Source organism: Pantoea sp. GbtcB22 (assembly GCF_019091025.1).
Taxonomy (GTDB): Bacteria; Pseudomonadota; Gammaproteobacteria; order Enterobacterales; family Enterobacteriaceae; genus Pantoea; species Pantoea leporis.
Genome location: NZ_JAGXKB010000905.1, coordinates 1 through 234, shown reverse-complemented (window position 1 = coordinate 234; position 234 = coordinate 1). Strand labels below are relative to the sequence as shown.

The 234-nt window shown below is 57.7% G+C and carries 1 pseudogene; it reads right to left on the bottom strand.

Annotated elements, in window-relative coordinates:
• Positions 1 to 126: 126 nt before the first annotated feature.
• Positions 127 to 234: pseudogene (locus KVT28_RS27015) on the bottom strand (nucleoside-specific channel-forming protein Tsx); the annotation flags it as partial.

Below are 234 nucleotides of genomic sequence, written 5' to 3'. Positions count from 1 at the left end.
AGATTTGAGTAGAGGGTGCGCGCTGGCCCTCACCCCAGCCCTCTCCCGCAAGCGGGAGAGGGGGTTGGTAGGGGCACGATCTGTTCCCTCTCCCACTTGTGGGAGAGGGTTAGGGAAACCAACTACTTAGAAGATGTAACCCACCACCAAATAGTAACCCCAACCGATTGATTTCACTTCAAACGGGCCGTTACCGAAGTTCAGCTCCTGGCCGTCAGCCCACTGGCCGCCCTT